The sequence below is a fragment of the uncultured Victivallis sp. genome (assembly GCF_944391105.1).
GTDB lineage: Bacteria > Verrucomicrobiota > Lentisphaeria > Victivallales > Victivallaceae > Victivallis.
In genome coordinates, this window is sequence record NZ_CALXSK010000075.1 from 1 (window position 1) to 7,270 (window position 7,270).

Annotated in this window: 6 protein-coding genes and 1 tRNA gene; 4 read left to right on the forward strand and 3 right to left on the reverse strand. The window is 56.3% G+C overall.

Translation table 11 applies throughout. The features are described 5' to 3' along the window. Nucleotides 1-77 precede the first annotated feature (77 nt). On the forward strand, nt 78-1,331 hold the full coding sequence (locus Q0K10_RS15210; protein WP_294508888.1) for a beta-galactosidase trimerization domain-containing protein: 1,254 nt from the start codon (nt 78-80) through the stop codon (nt 1,329-1,331). 25 nt (nt 1,332-1,356) lie between these two features. On the opposite strand, the gene Q0K10_RS15215 is transcribed toward Q0K10_RS15210, so the two are convergent. Both Q0K10_RS15215 and Q0K10_RS15220 read right to left on the reverse strand, forming a co-directional pair. Beyond that, nucleotides 1,357-2,475 (reverse strand): aminoglycoside phosphotransferase family protein, encoded by a 1,119-nt coding sequence (locus tag Q0K10_RS15215; protein WP_294508891.1) that lies wholly within the window; start codon nt 2,473-2,475, stop codon nt 1,357-1,359. Then, nucleotides 2,472-3,380, reverse strand: a complete 909-nt coding sequence (locus tag Q0K10_RS15220; RefSeq protein ID WP_294508894.1) for a sugar phosphate nucleotidyltransferase — start codon at nt 3,378-3,380, stop codon at nt 2,472-2,474. Before Q0K10_RS15220 ends, Q0K10_RS15215 begins: the two co-directional genes overlap by 4 nt. A gap of 203 nt (nt 3,381-3,583) precedes the next feature. Here Q0K10_RS15220 and nagA point away from each other — a divergent pair, with 203 nt between their 5' ends. The 3 genes from nagA to Q0K10_RS15235 all read left to right on the forward strand — a co-directional run bounded on the left by nagA (nt 3,584) and on the right by Q0K10_RS15235 (nt 6,252). Next, nucleotides 3,584-4,726: an N-acetylglucosamine-6-phosphate deacetylase gene (gene nagA / locus Q0K10_RS15225; protein ID WP_294508897.1), complete on the forward strand. Its 1,143-nt coding sequence runs from the start codon at nt 3,584-3,586 to the stop codon at nt 4,724-4,726. Nucleotides 4,727-4,806: 80 nt separating this feature from the next. After that, nucleotides 4,807-4,896: transfer RNA gene (locus Q0K10_RS15230), tRNA-Ser, on the forward strand. A 129-nt stretch (nt 4,897-5,025) separates the two neighbouring features. Next, the gene (locus tag Q0K10_RS15235; RefSeq protein WP_294508901.1) at nt 5,026-6,252 is read left to right on the forward strand and encodes a hypothetical protein; all 1,227 of its coding nucleotides are present in this window, start codon (nt 5,026-5,028) and stop codon (nt 6,250-6,252) included. Between the two features lie 215 nt (nt 6,253-6,467). Here Q0K10_RS15235 and Q0K10_RS15240 read toward each other — a convergent pair whose 3' ends face one another. Next, nucleotides 6,468-6,866 (reverse strand): hypothetical protein, encoded by a 399-nt coding sequence (locus Q0K10_RS15240; protein ID WP_294508903.1) that lies wholly within the window; start codon nt 6,864-6,866, stop codon nt 6,468-6,470. Nucleotides 6,867-7,270: the final 404 nt, after the last annotated feature.

The following is a 7,270-nucleotide window of genomic DNA, read 5'->3' on the forward strand; positions in this document are numbered from 1 at the left end:
GTGCGCCGAAACGGTTTTGACGCACGAAAAAACAAGTGATTAACACGAGAGAGCCAATACTTTTGAAATTGGCTCTCATGACTCAACTGCATTATCCGGTCGACATCATCAGTTACCACAACATCAATGCGGGCGAACTGCCCCGATACAAAGTGCTGCTGCTGCCGCTCTCGCGCCACCTGCGCCCGGAAGTTGCGGAGAAGATCGTGAAATTCGTCCGATCCGGCGGCATTCTCATCACAGAGTACCAGGCCGGAAAATACGACGAATTTCATCGCGAAACGGACTTCCTCCGCAGCATTCTGGGCGGGAAGTCGCTCGGAACGACCGACGAATTCCAGAGTTTCGACACCGAAAATGCAAAAGGCATCCGGCTCTACGCGCCGATCACAAAAGAGTCGCCGTTCGGCTGGCAGCACCGCCCGAACATCGCCAAGATCGACCGGGCGGAAAAAATCGCAGCGGCAAACGACGCAAAGATCCTCGCCCGTTTTCCGGACGGCTCCCCGGCCGTGACGGAACGCGCAGTCGGCAGGGGGAAAGTGCTCTACCTCGCCGGAACCTTCTTCAATTCGTACCGAAATTATTTCTACACGTTGAACACGCTCCCCTCCCCCGCAACGCGCGGAAACGAGATCATCCATGTCGGCGATCCGGAGTACAGGAAACTGCTCAAAGGATTTCTCGACCGCTGCGGGCTGCGCCCGCCCATGCGTCCGATGCTCGGCTCCGACGACATCGAAGCGGACGATTCGCCGTTCCAGATTCTTTCCCGTTACGGCAACGGCGAGTGCATTCTCTTCGGCATTGCGAACTGGGGGCCGCACGAACGGCATCAGGTTGCCTTCGAGGCGGATGTCCCATTCGAAATCAAGCGTCTTTTCGTCATGGACACCGTGCGCGAAACGCTTGCGGAACTCCCGTTTGAGTGCAGAGACGGCGTGCTCTCGACCACACTGCCGCAGCTCGAAAAGAGTCTCGTACTCATCGCAATGCGGAATGCGGGCCCGCTGCTGGCCGCCGCCTCACAGCCCGGCGAAGGGAAACCGGTCACGGTTCGCGCCATGAATTTCCTGCCGGAACGGGCCGAAGGGACGCTGCAGCTCCGGGTGGACGGAGTTCCCGCTCCGCTCTCAAAACCGCTGCCGTTCACGCTCGATCCCGGCGAAGAAAAACAATTCAAGCTCCCGCCTGATGCCGGATTCGATCCAGCGCTGCTGCGCGACAAGCGCGGCGAACGGCTGCCGTGGTACGTCTGGATCACCTACGATGGAGACGCTCGGGCATTCGCGCGCGTCCACGCCAATCCGGAGGGACTCAGCGCCCCGTAGGAAGAGAAGACGCACGCTCTTCCGGTCACGCGTCCAGCAGGAGCGAACACATGCGGTTCATCTGCCGCTCGATCGACTCGACGAGCCGGAACTGGTTGCGGCAACGTTCAAGGTTGTGATTCGGGCGACGGGTCTTGAAGTAGACGTCGCCGTTGATGTAGTCGGTCAAAAAACGGATTCCAGTCTCAAGTGTGATGAGCTTGCCGGAGAACGGCAGATTCTCCCGCTCCGCCGCAGTCAGAAACTCCCCTGCGCTCGACAGGAAACCGCGCAGAAGCGCCTCGAACATCTCAAACCGCATGCCGACTTTGTCGAGATTCACCTCATCCTCCTCGGCCGGACTCGTCCCGCCACGGACCATGTCGCCGAAATCGTAGAGCGACAGCCCCGGCATGACCGTGTCGAGATCGATCACGCAGACCCCCTCCCCCGTCAGGTCGTCGATCAGAATGTTGTTCGACTTCGTGTCGTTGTGGGTGATCCGCTCCGGAATCGCCCCCTGCGCATGCAGTTTCAGCAGCAGCTCGGTCTCATCGCGCCGCTTCATCACGAAATCGATCTCGCGCTTCACACCGGCTGCACGACCGACCCGGTCTTCCGCAATGGCCTCAAGCAGAGCGTCGACCCGCTTCGGCGTGTGATGGAAGTCCGGAATCGTCTCATGCAGCCGCCGTCCCGGCAGATCGACGAGATCGCACTGAAACTCTCCGAACGCGCGCGCCGCGAGATACGCCTGTTTCGGACTCTCAAGCACATCGTAGGAGCGCGCATTCTCAACGAACACGTAGGCGCGCCAGTAGTCCCCTCGTTTATCCTGCACGAACGGACGGTTCGAGAACGTGCGCAGCAGCCGCAGCGTCCGCTTGCGGGTCTCCTCGCCGCGGCTGCGGATCTTGTTCAGCAGATGGGCCGTGACCCGGTCGATGTTCTCCATGACCTGTTCCGGTTTCTTGAACACGGAGTGATTGATCCGCTGAAGCGTGTAGTGCAGTCGCACGCCGCCCTGATCGTAGGTGACCTGATAGGTGTCGTTGATGTGTCCGGATCCGAATGGAACCGCGACCAGAAAATCCCCGTAAATTGCGAATCCGGCGCAGATTTCGCGGATCTCCTCCTGCGAACGGGACGGCAGCGAACTCATCATGCGAACAGTTTCTCCGGATACGCGCCCTCGGCGACGAGTTTCTTCAATGCGGCCTGCACGAACGGCTTGTCCTCGCGGTAGGTGATGCCGAACCAGCTGTCCTCGCTGCGCAGCACCTTGATTTCGGCGCGTCCCTCGCGGATCAGCGTATCGACCGCGAACGGCAGATAAAATTCACTCTTGAGCTCGCTCCCGCGTTCGCGCAGAAACTCCGTAAACAGTCGTTCGAGTTCCCCGACCAGCCCGGCCGAGAATCCCCATGAATTCATCGAGACGAGCTCGGAACCGGTGAACGGAACTTCGGAACCATCCTCGCGCATGCTCACGATCGCGCCGTCGCGCCGGAAGATCTTCGTGTGCTCCACAACCTTCGCGAGGTTTCCGGCCTCGTCGACCGAGCAGATTCCGCGTGAGACGGAACCGTTCTCGCTGAGCGTATTCGCGAGCACGAACGAGGCGATGCAGCCGTTGATCTTCCCGTTGTCGGGCTCGGAACGCAAATACCCCGCGAGCTTTCGATAGCTGTCCGCGCCGTAAAAATCATCGGCATTGATGACGGCGAACGGCCCGTCGAGCAGTTTCCGCGCGGCGTAGACCGCCTGGCCCGTGCCCCACGGCTTCACGCGCCCCTCGGGAACCGTGAATCCGCCCGGCAAATCGTTCATCTCCTGAAACGCATAGGCGACTTCAATGCGGTCGGCGTAACGGCTGCCGATCGCGGCGCGGAACGCCTCCTCGATCTCCCGCCGGATGACGAACACCACGCGGTCGAAACCCGCGCGCATCGCATCGAACACGGAGTAATCCATCACGGTTTCGCCGGAGGGACCGACCTCGTCAAGCTGCTTGAGCCCGCCGTAACGGCTTCCCATCCCGGCCGCCAGCACGAGAAGAGTAAGTTTCATTTCTCAACCTTTCCTTCCATTATTTTGGGAAATATACTTCAAGATAGGCGTCAAAACAAGCATTTCAACCGAAAAAAGCGGCTTTGCATACGGTTTTGCAAAAAAGTCCATAAGTTTTGCACATCGCTTCATTCCGGAAACGGGGAGCTTGCCTTATATTGTAAAGTGGATGGAAAGAACTGAAAAACCGGGAGGATTTCATCATGCGTACCTTAATCACCGACTGCCGTATCGTCACACCGGGAATCGACCTTGCCGAAGGATCGCTTCTGATCGAGGACGACAAAATCGTTTCGCTCATTCCGGCGGGATCGCCGCTGCCCGCTGCTGACCGGACGATCTCCGGAAGCGGCCTGACGGCGATGCCGGGCTTCGTCGACATCCACTGCCACGGGCGGAACAATGTCGACTTCTGCGACGGTTCGGTCGAGGCGGTGAACACCATCGCGCGCGGCAAACTTGAGGAAGGTGTCACCACGCTGCTGCCGACGACGCTGACGCTGCCGGAAGAGGAGTTGCGCGCGGCGCTCGACGCGGTGGCACACTACGACGGCAAAGGGTGCAAACTCCCGGGAGTCCACCTCGAGGGGCCGTTCATCAATGTGAAGTGCTGCGGCGCGCAGAATCCGGCCTACGTGCGCCGACCGGATATTGAGGAGGTCAAGCGGCTGAACGCGGTCTATCCGGTGAAGAAAGTGTCGTTCGCGCCGGAGACGGAAGGTGCGGCGGAACTGACGGCGGAACTCTGCCGGATGGGGATCGTCCCCTCCTGCGTCCATACGGCGGCGACTTTCGGACAGTTCAAGGAGTGTTATCTGCAGGGGATGCGGAATCTGTCGCACTTCTGCAATCAGATGACGCCGCTGCACCATCGTGATATCGGAATGGTCGGCGCGGGCCTGCTCAAGAGCGACGTCTACGCGGAATTGATCTGCGACAAGCTGCACATCTGCCCGGACATGATCGCGCTGGCGTTTCAGGTGAAGGGGGCGGATCACATCGAGCTCATCTCCGATGCGATGCGTGCCTCGGGGATGCCGGACGGGGAGTACACGCTCGGCGGTCTGCCGGTGATTTCGCGCGACGGCGCGGCGCGGCTGAAAGAGGGCGGCGCGCTGGCGGGCAGCGTGCTGCAGTTGAACGTCGCGCTCAAGAACGTGGCGGAAGTGACGGGGCTGCCGCTTTCGGAGCTGGTGAAATCCTCCTCGTACACGGCGGCGCGCGCGCTGGGCTTGCCGGGGATCGGCAAGCTCGAACCGGGCTATCAGGCGGACGTGGTACTGCTCGACGCGGATTTCCGGGTAATGAAAACGTTTGTGGACGGGGAGCTGCGTTTCGAACGCTGAGAGAATTTTTGAAAATTCCTTCAAAAACGATTTGACATTCCGGTAAACCAAGGCTATTTTAGGGAGACAACCAAAAAACAGGAGAGATGGCTGAGTGGCCGAAAGCACAGGTTTGCTAAACCTGCGAGGGGGAAACCTCTCCGAGGGTTCGAATCCCTCTCTCTCCGCCATTGATTGCAATCAAGAGCAGGATGTTACGCAAGAACGGGCATCCTGCTTTTTTTGTTGCTGGATTCGAGCCGGTTTTCCATTTGCGGGCATCCGTTATTCATCCCGAACGCAGGAAGTATACCACGGAGATGAAATTACAAACCTTTTTCATTCTCCCGGCCGCCGGGATACTATTGTTCCTCTGCGGGTGCAAACACGCCGCAATTCCGGCGGGAATGCTGGCAAAAACGTCATGGTATCGGAAACAGCTGAAACTGATTCGTGACAACAATGCCGACCGGATTCAGGAATCGCTCGCAAAACAGGGAATCGCGGTCGGCAAAATCACCCGGAAGATCACGGATGATACTTTCCTGATCAGTGGAAATGTTCCTTTCGGTCATTCTTCCATCCGTTTCAGCAATGCCGAATCTGCCGCAGAAATCCACGGGGGTGACTGGATCGTTGCCCGCGTAATGCGTGACCCCAAAGGGCGCTCACCGCTGATTCTGGATCACCGGAAAATACCGGCCAATACCGACTCCATTCCGGAAGTATTTTATCCCGAATGCGAAAAGCTGATCTGTCTCGCCATCGAACAGGCCTGGAATCTGAAAATCGATGTCTCCGGCAACCGGGAAAGCATTACGGTCTCCAATGATGCTCCGGAATATGCCGCAGACAAATTCAAGTTGTATCTCGGGAAACAGGTAAGCTCCGACAGAAGAAGCGATGGCGTATATCCGGGTTTTGTGGTTACTTCGGCAGAGAAAGAGGCGAAAACGTATATTCTAACCTGTTCGAGTGATTTTCAGACAATGCAAATCGGCAAGGCCTTGGAGGTCTGGTTTCCGGTTTATGAGTCTTTGCGTCTGCCGGCTGAACAGATGTATGAATCCTCAGGAACGATTGCCATACATCCATCTACCCGCGCCCGCCGCGACGAACTTCAGCGGGCATTTGAAAAAGCGGGAATTCCCGGAACATGGGAAATCAGTGATCCGGGCAGAATGATTTTCAGTTATCATCCTGGACTGTTTGAAGTTTACAGCGCATTTGAGAAAAGAGTCCGCACCGTATCCGGACCTCTGGCGGATGGATATATTTTTACGCTTTCCGCCCCGACAGAGGGGCCGATGTCGATCCCGATGACCTCAAAATATCGACATGTTCCGTATTATGAATGGAATCTGCTGTATCCGGACTTCAACTATTTGAGTTACGGTTCCGGGAATGAGCAAATAACGTACCGCTGGTCGTTTGAATACGGCAGCGGGAAAGAGCCTGTCTGTGAAGAGATAGCGGGCAAGATCCTTGAGGTCATGCGAAGCATTCCGCCGTGGACGCCGCCGGGAAACAAAAGCAGACAGCCTTGATGAAAATCGTCAAGTCCGGCGTACCAGCAAACCTGACGAAAAGAGTACAAGGTAAAAAGACGGGAAACTTCGGCGGCGCCAAGTCACGTCTGTCATCGGGAGTCGCTCAGAAACAAATGTGCGCAAAAGACCGGACACGGCCTCTTCCAAGTCAAGTCATCCAGTTTTCGAAGCCAACCGCAGTCGTTGCCATTTCCTCTTCTTTTGATTCCCGTTTAGTTTTCCTGCAAGAGTTCTTCTGGCGGCAATGTTCTCAGTTGAAAATAGATATGTGGATTGGTAATTTCGTAAGCGCCATCGGAAACAAGTCCGATGCCAGGAACCAAAATTGTGAACAGCCCCACCAAGTCCAATAGGCCGAGCTTGCTCAGGCTTCTCCTTGTGTTTACGGTTTGGCTCAGATAACCAGGTTTTTCCGCAGTAATTGTTAATGATTTTGTTGTGGGAACCATCATTCTTATCGGTGGAGTGTAAGTTTCTCCATTGATCAATACATGTGCATCGGCAGGGCTCACGTTAATCGTGACCTCCTGTGTTTTGTTGCCAAAAAACGAGCATCCCATTCCGAGACTTATCATAATCACGGCCATGCTTAAGAGACTGATCCGTTTCATACTGCGTTCCTTTTGTAAAATCTGTAGTTTCGCATCTGTCTGAGCGGCCAAGATGCTACCATAGAAAATACTGCCATAAGTTCGTTCCGTCAAGTATCGGATTCGATTTAGGAGCGGAAATAAAAAAACAGCTGTGTTGTACTGCCATGGAAACAGGATAACGTCCGGAATTTGTGCGTATTTACGAGTGGATACTGGCATTGAACCGTTTCCGAGCGCTGACAAAAGCCGGGCTCTTCTGCTCCTGAGGAGAGAATCAAAACCACCGGCTAAGCCGGTGGTATGCACCACGCCTTCAAGGCGATATTGCCGGCAGCCCGACACGGACTCTGAAAAAATTCGCCAATTGCAACTTTTTCACAGGCCGCCGCTAAAGCGGCCTCATCGTTTACCCTTCAAAAAGC